Here is a 22,859-nt window from a genome sequence, read left to right as displayed (position 1 = left end):
GGGTTCCCCCAATCCAGATCTGCCGACGGGCAGTAGATCACACGCCCAGAGGGCCGTCAAGGACGCCTGGATCAAGCCCCCTTGATGCGCCTTCTTGACGGTGCTCCGTCACACATGCTAAACATTCAATTTCGCTTGGTACGTCTGTACGCACCCCCAACCGCCTCTTGCCTGGAGAGAAATTGCGGGTCGCTTTTGTGCATACGCCCATGTCTACCGTTCCTATTGCTCAGCGCAAAGACTTCTGGCGGAACTTCGACATTCAGTACCATGCGGCCCACCCGGGGCTCGACCACATGCGAAAGAACATGTGGGAGCTTCCGCACTGGATGCACTGGCTGGGCGGAGTACTCGTCGCGCACGGCTACACCGACATCGACGTGGTCGATCTCTACACCGATCCGGACGCGTTCACGCGACCGGGGCACCTGGCCGTGGACGCCGTGGAGGCGGCCGTGCGCCGGCACCCCGCGGACGTCTATCTGTTCTCCCCGATGACCGTGAACCTCTGCTACGCGTACGAGATCTCGGACGCCGTCAAGCGGATCAGTCCCGCGGCCCACATCGTCTACGGCGGGGTCGTCGCCACACCGCTGGCCCACGAGGTGGCCGCCCACCCCAGCGTCGACTACGTCGTGGTCGACCGCGGCGAGCATGCCCTGCCCGCGCTCCTGGACGCCCTGACCGACGGACGCGACGTGTCCGGCGTGGGCAACCTGGTGCACCGGCGCTCCGACGGCTCCACCGTCCGGACGGAATCCACTTATCCGCATCTGCTCCCCGCCGACATCCCCTTCCCCAAAGTGGACCTTTTCCCCACGAGCACCGGCGAGGACATCCGCTACTTACGCCAGGTCTATGCCCTGGGCTGCCCTTACAAGTGCACGTTCTGCACCATCCAGACGATCGGTCAACGCCCCGACTATTTCCCCCTGGACCGCGTTCTCAAAGAGATCCGCGCCTACCGGTCCCGCTACGGCGGTCGGCACAACATCTACTGGGGCGACGAAACCTTCACCCTGCACCCGGACCGCACCCTCGAACTCCTGGAACTCCTGGAGCAGGAAGGCGACATCAATTACGACTGCCAGACCCGGCTGAATTGTCTGACCGATGACCGCATATTGCGCAAGCTGAAGAGCAGCGGCTGCCAGTGGGTGGAGATCGGCCTGGAGACCGCGGTCCAGGAAAGTCATGAGACGCACAAACACCACATGAAGCTGAGTGCGACCAGGGAAACCCTGAAGAAGGTCAGGGACGCCGGGCTCGCGGCCTGCTCCTTCACCGTGAACGGCTTTCCCGACCAGAGCACCGACGACATGCGGCGCAGCATCGACTGGGTATGCGAACTGCTCGACGAGGACCTGCTGCAGGCGACCTATCTCTTCGGCCTCGTGCCCTATCCGGGAAGTGCCATGTTCGAGCACCCCGAGCGTTTCGGGATGAAGCTGCTCCACCGCGACTTCCGTCTTTACCACGAGGATCTGCCACCCGTCTTCGCCACCGACAAGGCCACCCCGGACCAGGTCTACGACGTGTTCCTTGAGGGCCAGGACCTGTTCGCGCAGGCCATGGACAAGACCCCGTACTTCGGTGCCGCGCCGGCCCCCGGCACCGCCGACGAGTACGGCACCTTCTGGGCCGATGCCCACGTATAGCCTTCCGCGGCCCCGGACAGACGGGAGCACCATGACTTCTTCTCGATGGCACGTACTGCGGCAGGGCGACGCGGGCCTCATCCTCACGGTGGCCTTCGACGCGGGGCGCGGGGACGCCCGCTTCGCCGACCTGGCCTCCTTCCTGGACGGAAGGCATGTACTGGAGGGGGTGCCGAATCACTGCACGGTCGAAGCGCTCCTGCGGCAGGGGCCCGGCGAGTACGTGACGCCCTGGCTGGAGGCCGTCAAGGAGCGCGGGCAACCGGTGCTCGCCGTGCTCGGACACTGCGCGGGAAGCGGCCTGGCCCGCGAACTGGCGTACCGGTTACGGATGTTGGGGCTCGGCGAGCCCTCCCTGATCACCTTCGATCCGGTGCTCGTCGACAGCCACACCCTGGGCGAGGACTACCGCACCGCCGTCCGCACGCTCGCCGCCCAGCTCTCCCCGCAGGACCTCGAGACCGCCCTCGCGGCGGCCCTGCCGTGCGACGGCGAACCCGCGGCGACCGGAGCGGACGTTCTGCCGCTCGCCGCGGCGCTGGAAACGGCCTACCAGGAGGCGGTGGCCGCCGCCTGCCGGCGCCTAGACGTCGCCCCCGCGGTGCGGCAGCAACTCGCCGACCGCTTCTCGCACTACCTCGCCTACCTGGCCGCGGCCGCCTGGACGGACGCGCAGCCCCCGCCGCCGGACGCGCCCCCGGCGACGACCGTCCTCTCCGCCACCGGGGGCGTCGGCACCTGCGCCGCCGACCCGCGCGGCACGACCACCGGGTTCACCGTGGACCGGACCCGACTGCTCGCGGACCCCGAGGTCGCCGCGTACGTCTCCCGTGTGATGGGCGGGTGACACCCATGGACCCCGCACCGCTCGCCGTCCCGGAAGCCCTGGCGCGCCGTGTGCGCCAGGCACGCGCGGACCGAATAGACCGTGAGCTGTACGAGGAGGAGAAGCACTGGCGTCTGCGTCCCGGCGACGGCGAGGACCCGCGCACCGTCTCGCAGGAAGCGCTGCTCCGCGAGGCCGCGGTGGAGGAGGAGATCACCGCCCGGCTCGGGCCGGCCACGGCCGGTCCCGAAGACCCGCGTCGCCGGGAAGAACGACGGCGCCTCAAGTACTTTCCGGTGCTCTTCGTCAGCGCCCCGCACATCGAGGAAGGCGCGACGGGCTCGTTCCCCGGCATGCCGACCCCGCTGCTCTACGCGACCTGCGTCCTCGACCGGATGCTGCGCATCGACGAGTTCCCCGGCACGCGGGTCCCCGAGGTCGTCGCCGTCCTCAACCCCCATGCCTACTCCCCCGCCTTCGAGGAGGAGCTCGTCGCCTGCCTGCGCGAGCACCGCCCGGTGGTGGTGGGCATCAGCAACCTCTCCGAGGGCCACCACTTCGCCCTGCGCATCGCGGAGACGGTCAAGAAGGAGTGCCCGCAGGCCCTCGTCCTGCTCGGCGGCCAGCACGAGGACGCCGTGAACCCGGACGCCTACCGCGCGGCCTCGCACCGTGTGGCCAAGATGAGCGGCCGCCGGCAGGAGAGCCACGACGAGTTCCGGATCGGCGCGGAGCAACTCGGCCGCCTCACCGCCCTGCAGACGTTCGCCCGCCCCGAGGAACGGGAGCTGATGGACATCGTGTTCGCGGGCGACTCCGCGTTCGCGCTGCCCGAGGTGCTCAAGGTGGTGGCGGACTGCCTGCCGGCCGACACCGAGACCGTCAAGAAGCGCCTGCTCGCCGACCAGGACCGGATCGCCGAACTGCCGGGCGTGGGCAGCCTGTTCCTGTACGACTGGAGCACGCGCCGCATCGAGTCGATGCCGCTCAGCGGCGTGCCGATCGACGGCGACCGGCTCCCGTACATCGACGTGACCCGGCTGACGCACGAGAACCGCTTCCCCGTTTTCGGACACCGCCTCACCGCGCAGGTCATGGCCTGTCTGGGGTGCAAGTACGCGTGCTCCTTCTGCCATGAATCCGCGGACGCGTTCCTCTACGAACAGCCCAAGATCCGCCAGCGGTCCCCGCAGCACGTCATCGGGGAGATCCGGCTGCGCGTCGACCAGGGCTTCGAGGCGGTGTTCTTCGACGACAGCACCTTCACCCAGAATCCTCGCTGGCTCGCCGAGTTCCTGACCCTCCTGGAGGACCTCGCGGCCGAGCACGGCACCTTCGAGTGGGGCTGCCAGACCACCGTCAACGACGTGGACCGCGACCTCCTGCGGCGCATGGCGGCGGCCGGCTGCAGCTACGTGTACTTCGGCGTCGAATCGGCCGAGCCCGACGCCGTACGCGTCCAGAAGGTCCGGCAGCTGCTGCTGGTCTCCGAGAGCGACTGGACCGGACGCTTCCGCAGCGTGGCGCACTGGTGCCGCGAGGCCGGGATCCGGGTCGGCACGTCCTTGCAGTTCGGACTCGGGGAGACGGCCGAGCAGCGGCTGACGACGCTCGACCTCATCGCCGAACTGCACCGGGCGGGCTGCATCCCCGACGGCTGCGTCGCCCTCAACGTCAACAGCCCCTACCCCGGCACCCGCCAATGGCTCCAGATGCTCCAGTCGGGCGCCACGCTGCCCGACTACCGCGAGAAGCTGGTGCGCCACCCGGCCTTCGAGACGGCGCATCAGTTCTCCTCGATCACCGGCCGGGACGTCGAAGCCCTGTATCTGCTCGCCGCCGACCGCCTCGGCCGGGCCCTGCACCAGGAGGAGCCCGCGTGAACACACCGCGCGGAGGCATGCCGGGCCCCGAGGGCCTCCGGCAGGCCGTTCCCTCCCCCCTCACCTTCACCTCCGACTCGCTCGTCACCCACGCGCCGCTCGCCGCCCCGGGCGAACCGCCCCTGCTCATCCGGCCCACCGCCGCCGGCGTCGATGTCGCGGCCTGGGCCTCCCGTTCGAGGGCGTGGCTCGACGAAGCCCTCGACGACCACGGCGCCGTGCTGCTCAGGGGGTTCTCGGTCACCACCACGAACGACCTGGAACGCCTCGCCGACGCGCTCATCGACCAGTTGTACCGCGACAACGGCGAGCATCCCCGTGCCTCGCTGAGCGGCAGCATCGTCTCCCCGGTGTTCTTTCCGCCCGAGGAGAAGCTGCTGTGGCACACCGAGAACTCCTTCAACGACACCGGGCCCGCCCGCATCATGTTCTGCTGTGCGCGGCCCGCCGCCTCCGGCGGCGAGACCCCGATCGTCGACAGCCGTGAGGTGTTCCGGCGGCTCGACGCGGACCTGCGGGCCGAGTTCCTGGCCAAGGGCGTGATGTACGTCCGGAACTACGGCACCGGGCTCGGTCTCGACTGGCGTGACGTCCTGCGCACCGACGACCGGCACACGGCCGAGGCACGCTGCGCCGAGCAGGGCCTGCGTTCCACCTGGGACGGCGACCGGCTGCGCACCGAGGCGGTACGCCCGGCAGCCGTCCGGCATCCGCGAACCGGCGTGTGGTCCTGGATCTGTCAGGCCCAGCACTGGCACCCTGCCTGCCTGGCCCCCGCGACCCGGGCGGCGCTGGAGGCCACCCACACCCCGGAGACGCTGCCGCGCCAGTGCCACTTCGGCGACGGCTCCGTGATCCCGGACGAGGCCATGGCCGAGATGTGCCGGGTGTACGCCGAGCTCGAAGTCTGCTTCCCCTGGGAGAGGGGCGATGTCCTGGTGCTCGACAACATCCTGGTCGCGCATGCCCGCAACCCCTTCCGCGGCCCACGCGAACTCCTGGTGGCCATGGGCGACATGGTGCGGTTCACATGACGGGGCAGGAGACCGCCGAAGACGGGAACCGGGGCGGGACGGCCGACCGGGTCGAGGGGTTCCGGCTCTCGTTCCAGCAGCAGCGCACCTGGCGGGCGTACGGATTCTCGGACCTCGGAGGGGCGCAGGCGCCGGGAGGGGCACGAGCGCCGGGGTGGGCACAAGCTCCGGGGTGGGCACAGGCGCTTCTCCACGTCGACGGCGCCGTCGACCCGGACCGGCTGGCCGACGCGCTGCGCGCGGTCACCGCCCGCCATGGTGCGCTGCGGGCCCGGTACCGCCGTGTACCGGGGGCGAACACCGCGCTCGCGGACCTCGGCGGAGGGAACGGCGGAAGCGTCGAGTGGACGGTGCGGGACCTGCGGGCGTTCGCGCCCGCGGACATCCCCGCGCAGCTGGACGCCGAGGTACGGGCCGAGCGTCTGCGGCCTGCGGGCATCGACGACGCCGCCCCGCTGCGCGCCCGCCTGCTCAGGCTCACCGACCAACGGCACGCGCTGCTGATCACGGCCTCCGGTCTGTCCGCCGACAGCCGGACCCTGCGCGCCCTCCCGGCCGAGCTCGCCCTCGCCCACGACGGCCGATCACCGGACGCCGAACCTCTGCAGTACATCCAGTACGCGCAATGGCAGCACCAGGTCGACGCCGCCGAGCCGGTGTCCGACGACGCCGCCCATGGCGTCGACACACCGCACCCCGGCCCACTGGCCCTGCCCCTGCGCCGTGCTCCGCGGGCCGGGCAGGACACCGGGACCGACGTCCTGCGCCTGGACCGCACGGTGCCGCCCCTGCTGGCGCGGGCCGTCCGGGCCTGTGCGAAGCAGCACCGCGTCACGCCCGACGTCGTGCTGCTCACCTGCCTGCTGGCTCTCCTGCGCAGGGTCACCGACCGGCCCGACGTCACCGTCGCCGCCGCCCTGCCGGGGCGCCCGTACGACGATCTGAGCGATTGCGCCGGTCCCTTCGCCCATTGGTCGCCCGTACGCACCGGGCCCGGCTCGGCCACCACGTTCTCCGGTCTCCTGGCCCAGGTCCGGAGCGAGCGTTCGCGCGCCGAGCGTGCCGCGGAGCGCCTGCCGGCTGCGTACGCCACCGCCCCCGCCGACCGGACGGCCGCGTTCGAGGCGAAGGAGGAGACACCCGCCGAGCATGCCGACGGCGTCACCTTCACCTTGGTCTGGGACGACGTCGAGGCCGAGCCGTGCGCGCTGAAGCTGGAGAGCATCACGGGCTACGACTGCCTGCGGCTGGTGTGGCGCCACCACCAGGGCGAGTTCCCCGCCGACTACGTGCGGAGCATCGCCGGGCAGTACCTGACCCTGCTGGAAGGTGCCGTCGCCGCCCCCTCGGCCCCGCTCGACACCCTCAGCGTGCTCGACGACCACAGCCGTGACCTCGTACGGGTTGCGGCCGACCACGGCCGTGCCACCCGGCAGACGCCCTCGTGCCTGCACCGGATCATCGAGCGGCAGGCCCGGCGGTCACCGGACGCCGTGGCGGTCGTGGACCCCGGCGCCCGGCTGACCTACCGGCAGTTGGACGAACAGGCCGGCCAAGTGGCCCTGATGCTGCGGAAGCACGGGGTCGGGCCGGATCGGCCGGTGGCGGTGTCCATCGGGCACACCCGTCACCTTCTGGTGGCGATGCTCGGCGTGCTCAAGGCGGGCGGCGCGTATCTGCCGCTCGATCCGGAGCTGCCCGCGGCACGGACCGAGGACATGCTGGCGCGCTCGGGGTGTTCCCTGATCCTCACCGCACCGGACACTCCGCAGGACCAGGCGGGCACGATCCGCTGCCTGCGTGCCGACGGACAGCCGGCGCCGGAGCAACCGGTCGGGCCGCTGCCCGAGGTGACGCCGGAGAACCTCGCCTACATCCTGTTCACCAGCGGCTCCACCGGCGTCCCCAAGGGCGTGATGCTGCCCCACCGGGCCCTGGCCAACTACGTGCTCTGGGCGGCCGGAACCTACGTGCACGAGAACGGCACGGGGTCCATGGTCCACTCCTCCGTGGCCTTCGACATGACGGTGACCAGTCTGTTCGTGCCCCTGGTCAGCGGACGCACGGTGCACCTGGACCCGGCCTGGCGCGACGTCTTCGGCCTCACCGGTGAGCTGGGCCGACGGGCCGGTCTGGACGTGCTCAAGATGACGCCCTCCCATCTGGGCGTGATCAACCACGCGCTCGATCCCGCCGACACGCACGGGGTCGCGCACTCGCTCGTCCTCGGCGGCGAGAACCTCTCCTGGGAGCACATCGCGCCCTGGCGCGAACACGCGGCGACCACACGGATCTTCAACGAGTACGGGCCCACGGAGGCCGCGGTGGGCTGCGCCGTCCACGAGATCACGGCCGACGACCCGGCGGTCGGTGACGTGCCCATCGGCCGGCCCGTGGACGGCGGCGACATCCACGTCCTGGACAGCCGCCTGGACCCGGTACCGGTCGGAGCGCTCGGGGAGATCTGCGTGGGCGGCATCGGCCTCGCGCGCGGCTACGTCGCCGATCCGGCCGGATCGGCCGAACGCTTCGTACCGCATCCCTTCTCCGATGTGCCGGGTGAACGCCTCTACCGGACCGGTGATGTCGGCTACTACGCCCCTGACGGGTCGCTGCACTGCCTCGGGCGCCGGGACGAGCAGATCAAGGTCCGCGGTGTCCGCGTGGAACCGGCCGAGATCGAGCGGGCGCTGCTCGACCACCCGGCCGTTCGCGACGCGGCGGTGGTGCTCGGGCCCGACGGTGGCGACGGCGGCCTGCTCACCGCGTTCCTCTCGCCGTCGGCCGAAGGCGCGGTCGCGCCTTCCGAACTGCGCGGCCACCTCGGCGGGCGGCTGCCTGCCGTCATGGTCCCCGCCTCGTACGTCTGGCTCGACCGGTTGCCCCTCACGGCGAACGGCAAGACCGATCGCGACGCGCTGCTCGCCGCCGACGCCCCGCGCGACCCCGGCGCACGGACAGCGGTCCGGCCGCCCGGCGACAGCCTGGAGGCGCGTGTCGCGGCCATCTTCGGTGATCTGCTCTCGGTCCCGTCCGTCGGAGCGGACGACGTCTTCTTCGATCTCGGCGGCCACTCGATCCTGGCGGTGCGGCTGATCGCGAGGATCAACGCGGCCTTCTCCGCCGAGCTGCCGGTGTCGGTGCTCTTCGAGGAGACGGCGGCCCTCGACGGACCACCGCTCGACCCCGCGACGCCGAGGGCACTTGCCGCACTGCTCCGAGACGCAGGCACAGGCGCAGGCACAGGCACAGGCACAGGCGAGCGTCCACGTGACCTCGTCACGCTCCAGACCCGGGGCGAGGGAACCCCGCTGTTCTGCGTCCACCCCGGCGGCGGGGACGCCATCGGCTTCCGGAACCTCACCGATGGGTCCGTGCTCCGGCGCCCGCTGTACGCCCTGCACGACGGCGCCGATGGCTCCGATGGCACCGATGGCGCGCAACAGGGAGAGACCGGGCAGGGGCGGACTCCGGAGACCGACGTCGAGGCACTCGCGGAGCGCCACCTCGCGGTGGTCCGCGAGGTCCGGCCGCACGGCCCGTACCTCCTGATGGGCTGGTCCATGGGTGGCCTCGTCGCCTACGAGATGGCCCGGCGGCTCACGCGGCTGGGAGAGCGGGTCGCCATGCTGATCCTCGTCGACAGCTACCTGGGCGACCAGCTCCCGGCCGACGCCGGATCGGCGCCGGAGGACGCGCACGGGCGCGCGGCCCTGCGCTACCGACCGGCGCCCTACGACGGTCCGACGGCCCTGTTCCAGGCGCAGGAGAGCGATCCACGGGTACGGGCGACGGCGGGTGCGGCCTGGGCGGACCTGTGCTCGGCCCTCGCCCCGCCACGGGTCCTGGCCGGTGACCACTACTCCATGCTGGACGAGCCGTTCGTGTCCGGCCTGGCGGCGGAGATGGAGAAGACCCTTCAGGAGGCGGACGTCCCTCATGCCTGACGAGACCCGTGCCACGCCGTCCCCGCCTCAGGGAACAGTGCTGCGGTACTTCGACGACACGCGGCGCGCGTGGCCCGACCTGCCCGCGGTGGAGTACCGGGGGCGCCGGCTGTCGTACGAGGAACTCGGCCGTGCGGCGGACGAGTTGGCCACGCGCCTGCGACGCCTCTCCGTCGCGGGCACGGTCGTCGGCGTCCGCACCGACCGGTCCTTCCGGCTCCCGGTCGCCATCCTGGCCGCGCTGCGCGCCGACGCCGCGTACATGCCTCTGGATCACGCCTACCCGGAGGCCCGGCTCGACTTCATGATGCGGGACAGCGGCATGCGCGTCCTGCTCACGCACCGCACCCCCGCGGGGCTGCCGCCCGCGCCCCTCGGAACGGAGGTCGTGCTGCTCGACGACGACCTGACGACCGGCCCGGACCCGAGCCCGAACCCTCCGGAGGCTCCGGTCTCCACAGCCGGCACCGACGACCTCGCGTACGTCATCTACACGTCGGGGTCCACGGGCACGCCCAAGGGCGTCGCCATGCCGCACGGCCCGCTGCGCAACCTGATCAGCTGGCAGCGCGAGACGTTCACATGCGGCATCGGCGACCGGACCCTCCAGTTCGCGGCGGCGAGCTTCGACGTGCACTTCGAGGAGATGTTCAGCACCTGGGGCACGGGCGGCTGCCTGGTGCTGATCGACGAGGAGATACGCCGGGACTCCCACCGGCTGCTGCGCTTCCTCGACGAGCAGCGGGTGCACCGCGTGTTCATGCCGTTCGTGGCCCTTCAGTCGCTCGCCCACACCGCACAGGACGTGGGTGGCCATCCGCGCTCGCTCCGCGAGGTCGTCTGCGGCGGTGAGCAGCTCTACGTCACTCCCGCCGTGCGGCAGTTCTTCGGCGCCCTTCCGGATGTCGCGCTGCACAATCAGTACGGACCGTCGGAGACGCACAACGTGACGGCCCTGCGGCTGCCCGGCGAGCCCGCGTCCTGGCCGGAGCGCGCTCCCATCGGCCGGTCCATCGACGCCGCGCGCGTGCGGGTCGTGGACGGGCAGGACAACCCGGTCCCGGCGGGGGTCACCGGTGAGATCGTCATCGGCGGCCCGGTGCTCGCCCGCGGCTACCTCAACCGGCCCGGCCTGTCCGCGGAGCGTTTCACGCCCGATCCGCTGGGGCCCGCGGGATCGCGGGTGTACCGGACCGGCGACATGGGCCGGGTCGACGCGCAGGGGCGGATCCACTTCCTCGGCCGCGACGACGGGCAGGTCAAGATCCGCGGCTACCGCGTGGAGCTCGGTGAGATCGAGTCGGCGGTCAGGGCCCTGCCGGAGGCGGCCGACGCCGCGGTCGTGGTGAACGAGAGTCCCACGGCGGGCAAGCGTCTCGTCGCCTACGTCGTGGGAGAGACGCCGCTGCCCGGCGACCTCAGGGACCGGCTCGCCGAGGCCCTGCCCGAGTACATGCTGCCGGTGGCGTTCGTCCCGGTGGACCGGCTGCCGCTCACCCCCAGCGGCAAGCTCGACCGCCAGGCACTGGCCGCGCGCGAGCTGACGGTCACGGGCAGCGGCGCCAGCTCGGCCGAGGACGGCGTACAGCAGGGGCTCAGGCTCCTGTGGGAGCACGTCCTGGACGCGAAGGACATCGCGTACAACGACAACTTCTTCCAGCTGGGCGGCACTTCGCTGCTGGCCGCGGTGCTGATCTCCCGGATCAACGAGCGCTTCGGCGCGTACGCGGATCTGGAGACGTTCGTCTCGCGGCCGACGATCTCCGCGATGGCCGAGTGGATCGGCGAGCGATCGGACCTGTCCCAACAACCGGTGAGGCTGGATTCGTGATCGACACTGACGACGGACATCTGGCGGACGACGGGCATCTGGCGGACCTGATCGCGGAGTACGAGGCGAAGGGCTGGTGCCGCTCTCCGTACCGTTTCACCGCCCCCTCGGTCGACCTGCTCCGCGACAGCCTGGAGGCCGTCATCGACCGAGGAGGGCCGGAGGTGGTGCACGAGAGGGACAGCACCGCTGTCCGCGCGGTGCACGGCTGCCACGAGTTCGACGAGGCGTACGCGGCGCTCGTCCGACACCCCTATCTCCTCGCGCTGGCCGAGGCGCTGACGGGGACGCCCGTCTACGTCTACCAGTTCAAGGTGAACCTGAAGCAGGCCCGTGAGGGCCAGGCATGGCCGTGGCACCAGGACTTCGCCTTCTGGAACGCGGAGGACGGCTTGCCGCGGCCCGCGGCGGTCACCCTCGCCGTCCCGCTGGACGACGTCCACGAGAACAACGGCCCGCTGATCCTCGTACCCGGATCCCATCGTCTGGGGTACCTCGGCCCCGGCAAGATCACGCCGGGCGGCAAGGGGGACTGGCGCAAGAACTTCGAGGCCGATCCCGAGCACACGATGGAGCCCGACCGCGCCCGAGAGCTGGTCACGTCCTTCGGCAGCGAGCGTGCGACGGGCCGGGCGGGCGCGATCCAGGCCTTCCACCCGAACATCGTGCACTCGTCGTCGGACAACGCGTCGGCGGACCGGCGGGCGCTGCTGATGGTGTCGTACAACTCCGTCGACAACGCCCCGCCTCGTCCGACGCGCCCCGAGTTCCTGGTGGGCCGCAAGACGGACCAGCTGAAGCCGAAGTGGGACGACCGTCTCACCCTGGAGACGGGCTGAGGCGGGCCGCCTCGGGGTTGAGCATGGATGCGGGGTTCCGCGAGCACGACAGAACCCCGTGGCCTCTTTGAGACCACGGGGTTCTGGTTGCTACTTGTGTCCGAGGGGGGACTTGAACCCCCACGCCCGATAAAGGGCACTAGCACCTCAAGCTAGCGCGTCTGCCATTCCGCCACCCGGACTAGGTGTCTGCCGTTCGCGGGGTGTTCCCCGCGGCGACATGGACAACAATACCAAGCTTTCGGAGTGCCTTTCACCTGCGTTATCCGTACGTCGGCGGGCGGATGCCCGGCGGCCCTCTCCGCCACATCTACAGTCTCACCATGAGTGACGGGCTGATTACTGGAGTGCTCGGTGACGTGAAGGTGCGGCGGCCTCGGCTGCTGTCGCCGTTGCGCGAGCATCTGCGGGACACCATGTGGTTCGCGCCGACCGCCGGGCTCGTGGGGGCCATGGTGCTGTGGGTGGCCGCGGCGGAGCTGGACAGCCGGATCGTGGCGGCGGCGCAGGACGCCGGGGACTACGACACCGTCGAGAGCCTGATGGGGATCGCCGACGACGCCAAGGCGGTGATCAGCACCATCGGCTCGGCCATGATGACCTTCATCGGTGTCGTCTTCAGCATCTCGCTGGTGGCCGTGCAGATGGCCAGCGGGCAGTTCAGCCCGCGAGTGGTGCGGCTGTACGTCAGGTCGCGGATCACCAAGATCACGCTCACCGTCTTCCTGGCGACGTTCCTGTTCTCCCTGATGACGCTGACGTCCTTCGACAGCGAGACCGATCCGCGGCGGCTGACGAGCGTGCCGCTGGTCGAGTCGGTCCTGGCGATGGCGATGGTGTTCCTGAGTCTGCTGCTGTTCGTCGCGTACGTGAACGGCACGCTCCGCATGATGCGGATCAGCTTCGTCATCGACCGGATCGCCCGGGAGTCGCTGCGGGTGGCCGTGAAGCACCCGACCGAAGGCGCGGTGGACGACGAACGCCTCGGCCCCGTCACCGCCCGGATCACTCACCACGGGCGGGCCGGAGTGCTGCGGGACGTGCACATCGCCCGGGTCGTGCGGGCGGCGAGACGGCACGGTGTGGTGCTGCGGCTGCTGCCGCGCATCGGGGACTTCGTGGTGCCGGGGACCCCGGTGTTCACCGTCCACGGCGGGGCGGCGCCGCCGCCGCGCGCGCTGCGGTACACGGTGTCGGTGAGCGTGGAGCGCACCTTCCACCAGGACCTCGGCTTCGGTCTCCGCCAGCTCGCGGACATCGCCCTGCGGGCCCTGTCCCCCGCGGTGAACGACCCGACCACCGCCGTGCAGGCCCTGGGCCGCATCATCCAGTTCCTGGCGTCGGTCGCCGGATATCCGCTGGGCGCCCTGCGCCACCGCGACCGGCGCGGGGCGGTGCGGATGGTGCAGCCCGTGCCGGACTGGACCGCTCTGGTGGATCTCGGGTTCACCGAGATCCGGGGGTGCGCCATCGGCAATCCGCAGGTGACCCGGCGCATGCTGGCCGGCCTCGACGATCTGCTGCGGCTCGCGCCCGAGGAGCGCAGAAAGCCGCTCCTGCGCCACCGGGAGCTGCTCGGGCAGGCGGTGGAACGCACCGTCCCGGAGGCCGCGGACCGCGCGTTCGCCCTGCTGCCCGACCGGCAGGGCATCGGCTAGAGGCCTCTCCCCTGCCGGTCGGTGAAGGAGCTCACACCCAGGAACTCACACCCAGGAGCTCACGCCGAGGAGCTCACGCCATCAGGTGGTAGCTGGGGAAGTTCCCCGGTGGCCGTTCCGTCGCCGGGCCGTGCGTGACCGCCCGCACAAGCAGCTCACCGCCGACGAACGCGCCGCGCCAGGACGCGCCGAACCCGCCGAACAGCTCGTCCCGGTCGCCGCGCGAGCGGGGCTTGCCGTGGCCCGTCTTGAAGGCGCGGATCTGCGGTGCGAGCCGTTCGTACGTCGCGGTGTCGTCCGTCGAGAGCGTGGCGACCAGCGCGCCGTTCGACGCGTTCATGGCAGCGAGCAGCTCTGCCTCCGTGTCGACCAGGACGATGGTGTCGACCGGGCCGAACGGCTCCGCGTGGTGCAGAGGGGAGGACGGGGGCGGGTTGAGGAGCGTGACGGGGTGGACGTACGCGTCCGTGTCCTGGCCCGGCAGGAAGAGGTCCGCCGACCGGGCGCCGCGGTACAGCGGCACGGCTCCGCGGTCGATCGCCTCCGTCACCTGGTCGCCCAGCTCCTTGGCCTTGGCCGCGTTGATCAGCGGGCCGAAGTCCAGTTGCGGGAACGGGTCTTCGGCGTGCGCGACCGCCAGGGGGTGGCCGACGCGGACGGTGCGTACGGCCGGGAGGTAGGCGGCGAGGAACTCGTCGAAGAGGCTCCGTTGGACGACGAAGCGCGGATACGCCGTGCAGCGCTGCTTGCCGTAGTCGAAGAGCTTGGGGACGACGGCGCCGAGCGCGTCCCAGTCGCTGTAGTTCCAGATGCCCCAGGTGTTGAGTCCTTCCTGTTCGAGGATGTGCCGCTTGCCGAGGTCGGCGACGGCGGTGGCGACGGCGGCGCCGGTGTCACGTCCGCCGACGAAGGAGACGCAGCCGATCTCCGGGGCGCGGACCAGCGCTTCGGACAGCTCTCCCCCGCTGCCGCTGACGAGGGTGACGGGAATCCCTTCGCGGGCGGCCAGGGCGCAGGCCAGGGTCAGACAGGCGACGCCGCCATCGGTCGGGGTCTTGGCGATGACCGCGTTGCCCGCGAGTGCCTGTACCAACACCGCGTGAACGAGCACGCTCATCGGGTAGTTCCAGCTCGCGATGTTGGACACCGGACCGTCCAGCGGGGTCCGGCCTTCGAGCATCGGCTCGATGCCGTCGACGTACCAGCGCACGCCGTCGATGGCCCGGTCGACGTCGGCCTGGGCCAGCCGCCAGGGCTTGCCGATCTCCCAGACGAGGAGGAGGGCGAGCAGTTCGCGGTGTTCGGTGAGGGCGTCGAGGGTGGCGGCGACGCGGGCGCGCCGCTCCCCCAACGGGACGTGGCGCCAGGCGCGGTGCTGGTCGAGCGAGGCGCGTACGGCCTGGTGGGCGGTGGCTGCGTCGAGGCGTGGCGGGCCCGCGATGGGGCTGCCGTCGACGGGGGAGGTGGCGGGCAGGGTCCGGCCGTCCGCGTGCCAGGTCCCGTTCCAGAGGTTCAGGACGCGGTCGTCGCGGAAGGCCTCGGGCGCGACGGCGACGCAGCGTCGCCAGGCGTCGGCCCAGGCCGTACCGGCCTTGAGGACGAGGGGGTTGGTGAGGGCGGGATGGTTGAGGGTGGGTGCCATTCGAGGTTCTCCGCTCACGGTGCACAAGTCGGGGCGGGAGGTGCATGGCTCGCACGGCGCCGCTCGGTTCGCGGTCCGCGCGTATGTGCTGGGGGACGCTAGTGCAGTCGGGGCCTGTCACCTATGAGTGACGTCACGCCCCGAGTCGGTTGAGAATCCGGGCCGGTGGAGAACGAGGCGGGCGGTTTCCGTCGGTGTGGCGCCGACGCGCACCCCGGCGGCCTCCAGGGCCTCCTGTTTCGCGCGGGCGGTGCCGGACGATCCGGAGACGATGGCGCCCGCGTGCCCCATGGTCTTGCCCTCGGGAGCGGTGAAGCCGGCGATGTAGGCGACGACGGGTTTGGTGACGGCGCGTTGGATGTAGGCGGCCGCGCGTTCCTCCGCGTCGCCGCCGATCTCGCCGATGAGGACGATCAGTTCGGTGTCGGGGTCGTCCTCGAAGGCGGCGAGGCAGTCGATGTGCGTGGTGCCGACGACGGGGTCGCCGCCGATGCCGACGCAGGTGGAGAAGCCGATGTCGCGCAGCTCGTACATGAGTTGGTAGGTGAGGGTGCCGGACTTCGACACCAGGCCGACGCGTCCTGGTTTGGTGATGTCGGCGGGGATGATGCCCGCGTTGGCCTGCCCCGGGGTGATGAGCCCGGGGCAGTTGGGTCCGATGACGCGGGTGCCGCGCTCCTTGGCGTACGCGTGGAAGGCGACGGAGTCGTGCACGGGGATGCCCTCCGTGATGACCACGGCCAGGCCTATCCCGGCGTCGGCCGCCTCGGTGACGGCCGCCTTGCAGAAGGCGGGCGGCACGAAGACCACGGTGACGTCGGCGCCGGTGGCATCGATGCCGTCGCGGACGGAGCCGAAGACGGGGACGGCGCGGTCGTCGAAGTCGACGGTGCGGCCCGCCTTGCGGGGGTTGACGCCGCCGACGACGTCCGTGCCCGCCGCGAGCATGCGGCGTGTGTGCTTCATGCCCTCGGCGCCGGTCATGCCCTGGACGAGGACCTTGCTCTCCTTGGTGAGGTAGATCGCCATGTCCCGGCTCCTTAGGCTGCGTTGGTGTGTCCGGCGAGTTCGGCGGCCCGGCGCGCGGCGCCGTCCATGGTGGTGGCCTGCTGGACGAGGGGGTGGGAGCGCTCGTCGAGGATGGCGCGACCGCGCGCGGCGTTGTTGCCGTCGAGGCGGACAACGAGTGGTTTGGTCAACTGGACTGATTCCAGGGCCTGGACGATGCCGTCGGCGACGGCGTCGCACGCGGTGATGCCGCCGAAGACGTTGACGAAGACGGACTTGACGGCGGGGTCGGAGAGGATGACGGAGAGGCCGTCGGCCATGATCTGGGCGGAGGCGCCGCCTCCGATGTCGAGGAAGTTCGCGGGGCGCGCTCCGCAGCCCGCGACCACGTCGAGGGTCGACATGACCAGGCCCGCGCCGTTGCCGATGACGCCGACCTCGCCGTCGAGCTTCACGTAGTTGAGGCCCTTGGCGGCGGCGGCCGACTCCAGCGGGTCGTCGTGCGCGGAGTCGTCGGCGCCCCAGCGTGCCTGGCGGAAGCGGGCGTTGTCGTCCAGGGTGACCTTGCCGTCGAGGGCGAGGATCTCCCCCTGGGCGGTGCGGACCAGGGGGTTCACCTCTACCAGGAGGGCGTCCTCGCGGATCAGCACCTGCCAGAGCCTGACCAGTACGTCGGCGGCGGCTTCGGGCAGCCCCGCCGCGGCGGCGATCTCGGCCGCCTTCGCCTCGCCCACTCCTTGCGCCGGGTCGATCTCCACGCGCGCGACGGCCTCGGGGCGGCTCGCCGCCACCTCCTCGATCTCCATGCCGCCCTCGGCGGAGGCGATGGCGAGGAAGCGCCCCGCCGCGCGGTCCAGTACGTACGAGACGTAGAACTCGCTCTCGATGTCGACGGGTTGGGCCAGCATCACCTTGTGCACGGTGTGGCCCTTGATGTCCATGCCGAGGATCTGGCGTGCCGTGATCTCGGCGGCGGCCGGGTCAGCCGCCACCTTCACACCGCCCGCCTTGCCGCGCCCGCCGGTCTTCACCTGAGCCTTGACGACGACGCGGCCGCCCAGGCGTTCGGCGCCCGCGCGTGCCTCCTTCGCCGTGTCGGCGACCTCCGCTTGCGGCACCAAGATGCCGTATTCCTCGAAGAGTTCCCTTGCCTGGTGCTCGAACAGGTCCATTCCGGCTCCTGACGCCTTGTCGTTCCGGGGAGCGAACCCCCCGCCTCCGAAAAGTGCCGCACGCCCCCTGGACACCACTGACCGGATGCGGGATAACAAGCTTCATACAGTATTCGTCGACTGTATGCAATCTACCGCGAGAGCACCTACGAGCAGCGTGTGAGCGTGTGTGAGCGCTCCAACTCCCCTACGAAGGGACAGGACTTCGCCATGCCCGACGGCAGCAGCGACACGAACCAGACCCACATCTCCGGTGGGCACCTGGTCGCCAAGGCACTCAAAGCAGAGGGTGTGGAGGTCATCTACACCTTGTGCGGCGGCCACATCATCGACATCTACGACGGCTGCGTCGACGAGGGGATCGATGTCGTCGACGTGCGCCACGAGCAGGTCGCCGCCCACGCGGCCGACGGCTACGCGCGCCTCACCGGAAAGCCGGGATGCGCCGTGGTGACGGCGGGACCGGGAACCACGGACGCCGTCACGGGCGTCGCGAACGCCTTCCGCGCGGAGTCCCCCATGCTGCTGATCGGCGGCCAGGGAGCGCACACCCAGCACAAGATGGGGTCACTTCAGGACCTCCCGCACGTCGACATGATGACGCCCATCACCAAGTTCGCCGCGACCGTGCCGGACACGGCGCGGGCCGCGGACATGGTGTCGATGGCGTTCCGCGAGTGCTACCACGGCGCTCCGGGGCCGTCCTTCCTGGAGATCCCGCGCGATGTCCTGGACGCCAAGGTGCCGGTGGAGAAGGCGCGGGTGCCGCAGGCCGGGCAGTACCGCGCCTCCACCCGCTCGGCCGGCGACCCCGAGGCCATCGAGAAGCTGGCCGACCTGCTCGTGCACGCCGAGAAGCCCGCGATCCTGCTCGGCAGCCAGGTGTGGACGACACGGGGCACCGCATCCGCCATCGAGCTCGTGCGCACCCTGAACGTGCCCGCCTACATGAACGGCGCCGGCCGCGGCACCCTGCCGCCCGGGGACCCGCACCACTTCCAGCTCTCGCGGCGGTACGCCTTCTCCAACGCCGACCTCATCGTCATCGTGGGCACGCCCTTCGACTTCCGCATGGGCTACGGCAAGCGGCTCTCCCCGGACGCCACCGTCGTACAGATCGACCTCGACTACCGCACCGTCGGCAAGAACAGGGACATCGACCTGGGCATCGTCGGAGACGCGGGGCTGATCCTGAAGTCGGTCACCGAGGCCGCGTCCGGGCGGCTCAACGGCGGTGCCGCCAAGCGCAAGGAGTGGCTCGACGAGCTGCGCGCCGCCGAGCAGACGGCGATCGAGAAGCGGCTGCCGAACCTGAAGTCCGACGCCTCGCCGATCCACCCCTACCGTCTCGTCAGCGAGATCAACGACTTCCTTACCGAAGACTCCATCTACATCGGCGACGGCGGCGACATCGTCACCTTCTCCGGGCAGGTCGTGCAGCCCAAGTCGCCCGGCCACTGGATGGACCCCGGACCGCTCGGCACGCTCGGCGTCGGCGTCCCCTTCGTGCTCGCCGCCAAGCAGGCGCGGCCCGACAAGGAGGTGGTGGCCCTCTTCGGAGACGGCGCCTTCTCGCTGACCGGGTGGGACTTCGAGACGCTCGTCCGCTACAACCTGCCCTTCGTGGGGATCGTCGGCAACAACTCCTCGATGAACCAGATCCGTTACGGCCAGAAGGCCAAGTACGGCGAGGAGCGCCAGCGCATCGGCAACACCCTCGGCGACGTCCACTACGACAAGTTCGCCCAGATGCTGGGCGGTCACGGCGAAGAGGTCCGCGACCCCGCCGACATCGGCCCGGCGCTGCGGCGGGCGCGCGAGTCGGGCAAGCCCTCGCTGATCAACGTATGGGTCGACCCGGACGCGTACGCCCCCGGAACCATGAACCAGACCATGTACAAGTGAGGAGCCCGTGCGATGACGACCAAGGCTCTTGAGGGCGTACGCGTCCTCGACATGACACACGTCCAGTCCGGGCCCTCCGCCACCCAGCTGCTCGCCTGGCTCGGTGCGGACGTGGTGAAGCTGGAGGCGCCCTCCGGGGACATCACGCGCAAACAGCTGCGTGATCTTCCGGACGTCGACTCGCTCTATTTCACGATGCTCAACTGCAACAAGCGGAGCATCACCCTCAACACCAAGACCGAGCGCGGCAAGGAGCTCCTCACCGAGCTGATCCGGCGCTCCGACGTGATGGTCGAGAATTTCGGCCCGGGAGCCGTGGACCGGATGGGGTTCACCTGGGAGCGCATCCAGGAGATCAACCCGCGGATCGTCTACGCCTCGATCAAGGGCTTCGGAGAGGGCCCCTACACCAACTTCAAGGCCTACGAAGTGGTGGCACAGGCCATGGGCGGCTCCATGGCGACCACCGGCTTCGAGGACGGTCCGCCGCTCGCCACGGGCGCCCAGATCGGTGACTCCGGGACGGGCATCCACGCCGTCGCCGGGATTCTCGCCGCCCTCTTCCAGAGGGAGAACACCGGCCGCGGGCAGCGCGTGAACGTGGCCATGCAGCACGCGGTGCTCAACCTGTGCCGGGTGAAGCTGCGCGACCAGCAGCGCCTGGCGCACGGGCCGCTCGCCGAGTACCCGAACGACGACTTCGGGGACGAGGTGCCGCGCTCCGGCAACGCGTCCGGCGGCGGGCAGCCCGGCTGGGCGGTCAAGTGCGCGCCCGGCGGACCGAACGACTACGTGTACGTCATCGTGCAGCCCGTGGGCTGGCAGCCGCTGACCGAGCTGATCGGCCGGCCCGAACTCGCCCAGGACCCCGAGTGGGCCTCTCCGGAGGCGCGGCTCCCCAAGCTCGGCAAGATGTTCCAGCTGATCGAGGAGTGGTCCGCCACGCTCCCCAAGTGGGAGGTCCTGGAGCGGCTCAACGCCCACAACATCCCCTGCGGCCCGATCCTCTCCACCAAGGAGATCATCGAGGACGCCTCGCTGGCCGCGAACGAGATGGTCGTCGAGGTCGCGCATCCACAGCGCGGCTCCTTCACGACGGTCGGCTCCCCGCTGAAGCTGTCGGACTCCCCCGTGGACGTGGTCAGTTCGCCGCTCCTGGGCGAGCACAACGCGGAGGTCTTCGTCGGTGAGCTCGGCCTCGGCGACGAGGAACTGCGCCTGCTCAAGTCGAACGGAGTGATCTGATTGATGGCCGAAGACCGCGCACTGACGGTGCGGGCGCTCCTGGACACCGTGCGCGCCGAGGGACGGACCTCGCTGACGGCCCCGGAGGGCAAGATCCTCGCGGACGCCTACGGGATCGCCGTGCCGGGCGAGGAACTGGCGACGGACGTGGACGAGGCGGTGGCGCACGCGGCCCGCTTCGAAGGGCCCGTCGTCATGAAGATCGTCTCCCCCGACATCCTGCACAAGACCGACGCGGGCGGCGTCATCGTCGGCGTGGAGGGCGCCACCGACGTACGGGCCGCCTTCTGCACGATCGTCGAGAACGCGCGGGCGTACGCGCCGACGGCACGCATCGAGGGCGTGCAGGTGCAGGAACTGCTGCCCTCCGGCCAGGAAGTCATCGTCGGGGCGGTGACCGACCCGACGTTCGGGAAAGTCGTCGCCTTCGGGCTCGGCGGCGTGCTCGTCGAGGTCCTCAAGGACGTCACGTTCCGCCTCGCGCCGGTCGACGCGGACGAGGCCGCCTCGATGCTCGACTCGATCCGCGCCGCCGAGATCCTGTGCGGGGTGCGGGGCGCGCCGGCGGTGGACCGGTGGGCCGTCGCCGAGCAGATACGCCGGGTCTCCCAACTGGTCACCGACTTCCCCGAGATAGCGGAGGTGGACCTCAACCCGGTGATCGCCACTCCGGAGGGGGCCATCGCCGCGGACATCCGCGTCATCCTCTCCGAAGGGGTTCAGAAGAAGCGCCGCACGTACACGCGCGAGGAGATTCTCACGTCGATGCGGCGGCTGATGGAGCCGCGCTCGGTCGCCGTGATCGGTGCCTCCAACGAGCAGGGCAAGATCGGCAATTCGGTGATGCGCAACCTCATCGACGGCGGCTTCTCCGGCGAGATCCATCCGGTGAACCCCAAGGCCGATGACATCTTGGGCCGCAAGGCGTACAAGAGTGTCACGGACGTTCCCGGTGAGGTGGATGTGGCGGTCTTCGCGATCCCCGCCAAGTTCGTGGCATCGGCCTTGGAGGAGGTGGGCCGCAAGGGCATCCCCAATGCGGTCCTGATCCCCTCCGGGTTCGCCGAGACCGGTGAACAGGGCCTCCAGGACGAGATCGTGGAGATCGGCGAGCGGCTCGGAGTGCGGCTGCTCGGCCCGAACATCTACGGCTACTACTCGACGTGGCAGGACCTGTGCGCCACGTTCTGCACGCCGTACGACGTCAAGGGCGGGGTCGCCCTGACGAGCCAGTCCGGTGGCATCGGGATGGCCATCCTCGGTTTCGCGCGCACTACGAAGACGGGCGTTTCGGCGATCGTCGGGCTCGGCAACAAGTCCGACCTGGACGAGGACGACCTCCTCACGTGGTTCGGCGAGGACCCCAACACGAAGTGCATCGCCATGCACCTGGAGGACCTCAAGGACGGCCGCGCCTTCGTGGAGGCCGCGCGGGCGACCGTCCCCAAGAAGCCGGTCGTGGTCCTGAAGGCCGGGCGTACGGCCGCCGGGGCGAAGGCCGCCGGATCGCACACGGGGGCCCTGGCGGGCGACGACGCCGTGTACGACGACATCCTCAGGCAGGCGGGCGTCATCAGGGCCCCGGGGCTCAACGAGATGCTGGAGTACGCGCGCGCGTTGCCGGTGCTTCCCACCCCGCAGGGCGACAACATCGTGATCATCACGGGTGCGGGCGGCTCCGGCGTGCTGCTCTCCGACGCGGTGACCGACAACGGGCTGCGCCTGATGGAGATCCCCGACGACCTGGACGCGTCCTTCAAGGCGTTCATCCCGCCCTTCGGGGCGGCGGGCAACCCCGTCGACATCACCGGGGGCGAGCCGCCGTCGACGTACGAGGCGACGATCAGGCTCGGCCTGGAGGACCCGCGCATCCACGCGCTCGTCCTGGGCTACTGGCACACCATCGTCACCCCTCCCATGGTCTTCGCCCAGCTGACGGCCCGGGTGGTCGCGGAGTTCCGTGAGCGCGGCATCGAGAAGCCCGTCGTGGCATCCCTGGCGGGCGACGTCGAGGTGGAGGAGGCCTGCCAGTACCTCTTCGAGCGGGGCGTCGTGGCGTACCCGTACACGACGGAGAAGCCGGTGGCCGCGCTCGGCGCCAAATACCGGTGGGCCCGTGCGGCCGGTCTGTTGGGGGGCGGTCGATGAGGTGACCGGTGTTGGGGCCGGCCGGCGGTGCGCGTCGGCCGGCCCCGGGACCCGTGCGCACAC

The 22,859-nt window shown here is 70.6% G+C and carries 14 protein-coding genes and 1 tRNA gene; 11 read left to right on the top strand and 4 right to left on the bottom strand.

What is annotated here, in order from left to right:
• Positions 1 to 296: 296 nt before the first annotated feature.
• The 7 genes from ACIGXX_RS07920 to ACIGXX_RS07890 are packed head-to-tail and all read left to right on the top strand — an operon-like array spanning position 297 to position 12,018.
• Complete coding sequence (locus tag ACIGXX_RS07920) at positions 297 to 1,658, top strand: B12-binding domain-containing radical SAM protein (RefSeq protein WP_351160832.1); 1,362 nt, start codon at positions 297 to 299, stop codon at positions 1,656 to 1,658.
• A 31-nt stretch (positions 1,659 to 1,689) separates the two neighbouring features.
• On the top strand, positions 1,690 to 2,505 hold the full coding sequence (locus ACIGXX_RS07915) for a hypothetical protein (RefSeq protein WP_351160829.1): 816 nt from the start codon (positions 1,690 to 1,692) through the stop codon (positions 2,503 to 2,505).
• A 5-nt stretch (positions 2,506 to 2,510) separates the two neighbouring features.
• Positions 2,511 to 4,367 (top strand): B12-binding domain-containing radical SAM protein, encoded by a 1,857-nt coding sequence (locus tag ACIGXX_RS07910; protein ID WP_399973702.1) that lies wholly within the window; start codon positions 2,511 to 2,513, stop codon positions 4,365 to 4,367.
• Complete coding sequence (locus ACIGXX_RS07905; protein ID WP_351160823.1) at positions 4,364 to 5,401, top strand: TauD/TfdA family dioxygenase; 1,038 nt, start codon at positions 4,364 to 4,366, stop codon at positions 5,399 to 5,401. Before ACIGXX_RS07910 ends, ACIGXX_RS07905 begins: the two co-directional genes overlap by 4 nt.
• Complete coding sequence (locus tag ACIGXX_RS07900) at positions 5,398 to 9,348, top strand: amino acid adenylation domain-containing protein (RefSeq protein WP_399973698.1); 3,951 nt, start codon at positions 5,398 to 5,400, stop codon at positions 9,346 to 9,348. Before ACIGXX_RS07905 ends, ACIGXX_RS07900 begins: the two co-directional genes overlap by 4 nt.
• A complete protein-coding gene (locus tag ACIGXX_RS07895) occupies positions 9,341 to 11,179 on the top strand; it encodes a non-ribosomal peptide synthetase (RefSeq protein ID WP_399973695.1) in 1,839 nt (612 codons plus the stop codon). The genes ACIGXX_RS07900 and ACIGXX_RS07895 overlap by 8 nt, the downstream gene beginning before the upstream one ends.
• Entirely contained in the window at positions 11,176 to 12,018 is an 843-nt protein-coding gene (locus tag ACIGXX_RS07890; RefSeq protein ID WP_351160815.1) for a phytanoyl-CoA dioxygenase family protein, read from the top strand. Before ACIGXX_RS07895 ends, ACIGXX_RS07890 begins: the two co-directional genes overlap by 4 nt.
• A 97-nt stretch (positions 12,019 to 12,115) precedes the next feature.
• Here the strand turns inward: ACIGXX_RS07890 and ACIGXX_RS07885 are convergent.
• A tRNA-Leu gene (locus ACIGXX_RS07885) sits at positions 12,116 to 12,200 on the bottom strand.
• Positions 12,201 to 12,341: 141 nt separating this feature from the next.
• Here ACIGXX_RS07885 and ACIGXX_RS07880 point away from each other — a divergent pair.
• Positions 12,342 to 13,676, top strand: coding sequence for a DUF2254 domain-containing protein (locus ACIGXX_RS07880; RefSeq protein WP_399973691.1), 1,335 nt, complete (start codon positions 12,342 to 12,344; stop codon positions 13,674 to 13,676).
• Between the two features lie 73 nt (positions 13,677 to 13,749).
• On the opposite strand, the gene ACIGXX_RS07875 is transcribed toward ACIGXX_RS07880, so the two are convergent.
• From ACIGXX_RS07875 to sucC, 3 genes are all read right to left on the bottom strand, one after another.
• Complete coding sequence (locus ACIGXX_RS07875; RefSeq protein WP_399973688.1) at positions 13,750 to 15,318, bottom strand: aldehyde dehydrogenase family protein; 1,569 nt, start codon at positions 15,316 to 15,318, stop codon at positions 13,750 to 13,752.
• Between the two features lie 117 nt (positions 15,319 to 15,435).
• Positions 15,436 to 16,347, bottom strand: coding sequence for a succinate--CoA ligase subunit alpha (sucD, locus tag ACIGXX_RS07870; RefSeq protein ID WP_399973685.1), 912 nt, complete (start codon positions 16,345 to 16,347; stop codon positions 15,436 to 15,438).
• A gap of 11 nt (positions 16,348 to 16,358) precedes the next feature.
• Positions 16,359 to 17,498, bottom strand: coding sequence for an ADP-forming succinate--CoA ligase subunit beta (gene sucC, locus ACIGXX_RS07865; protein ID WP_351160806.1), 1,140 nt, complete (start codon positions 17,496 to 17,498; stop codon positions 16,359 to 16,361).
• 210 nt (positions 17,499 to 17,708) lie between these two features.
• Here sucC and ACIGXX_RS07860 point away from each other — a divergent pair, with 210 nt between their 5' ends.
• Genes ACIGXX_RS07860 through ACIGXX_RS07850 form a run of 3 tightly spaced genes read left to right on the top strand, consistent with a single transcriptional unit; the run spans position 17,709 to position 22,796 of the window.
• Positions 17,709 to 19,403 (top strand): thiamine pyrophosphate-binding protein, encoded by a 1,695-nt coding sequence (locus ACIGXX_RS07860; RefSeq protein WP_399974361.1) that lies wholly within the window; start codon positions 17,709 to 17,711, stop codon positions 19,401 to 19,403.
• Between the two features lie 12 nt (positions 19,404 to 19,415).
• The gene (gene frc, locus ACIGXX_RS07855; protein WP_399973681.1) at positions 19,416 to 20,648 is read left to right on the top strand and encodes a formyl-CoA transferase; all 1,233 of its coding nucleotides are present in this window, start codon (positions 19,416 to 19,418) and stop codon (positions 20,646 to 20,648) included.
• 3 nt (positions 20,649 to 20,651) lie between these two features.
• Positions 20,652 to 22,796, top strand: a complete 2,145-nt coding sequence (locus ACIGXX_RS07850; RefSeq protein WP_399973678.1) for an acetate--CoA ligase family protein — start codon at positions 20,652 to 20,654, stop codon at positions 22,794 to 22,796.
• Positions 22,797 to 22,859: the final 63 nt, after the last annotated feature.

It is taken from the genome of Streptomyces sp. NPDC055243, assembly GCF_044544025.1.
Lineage (GTDB): Bacteria > Actinomycetota > Actinomycetes > Streptomycetales > Streptomycetaceae > Streptomyces.
This window is presented reverse-complemented; position numbering and strand designations above follow the sequence as displayed.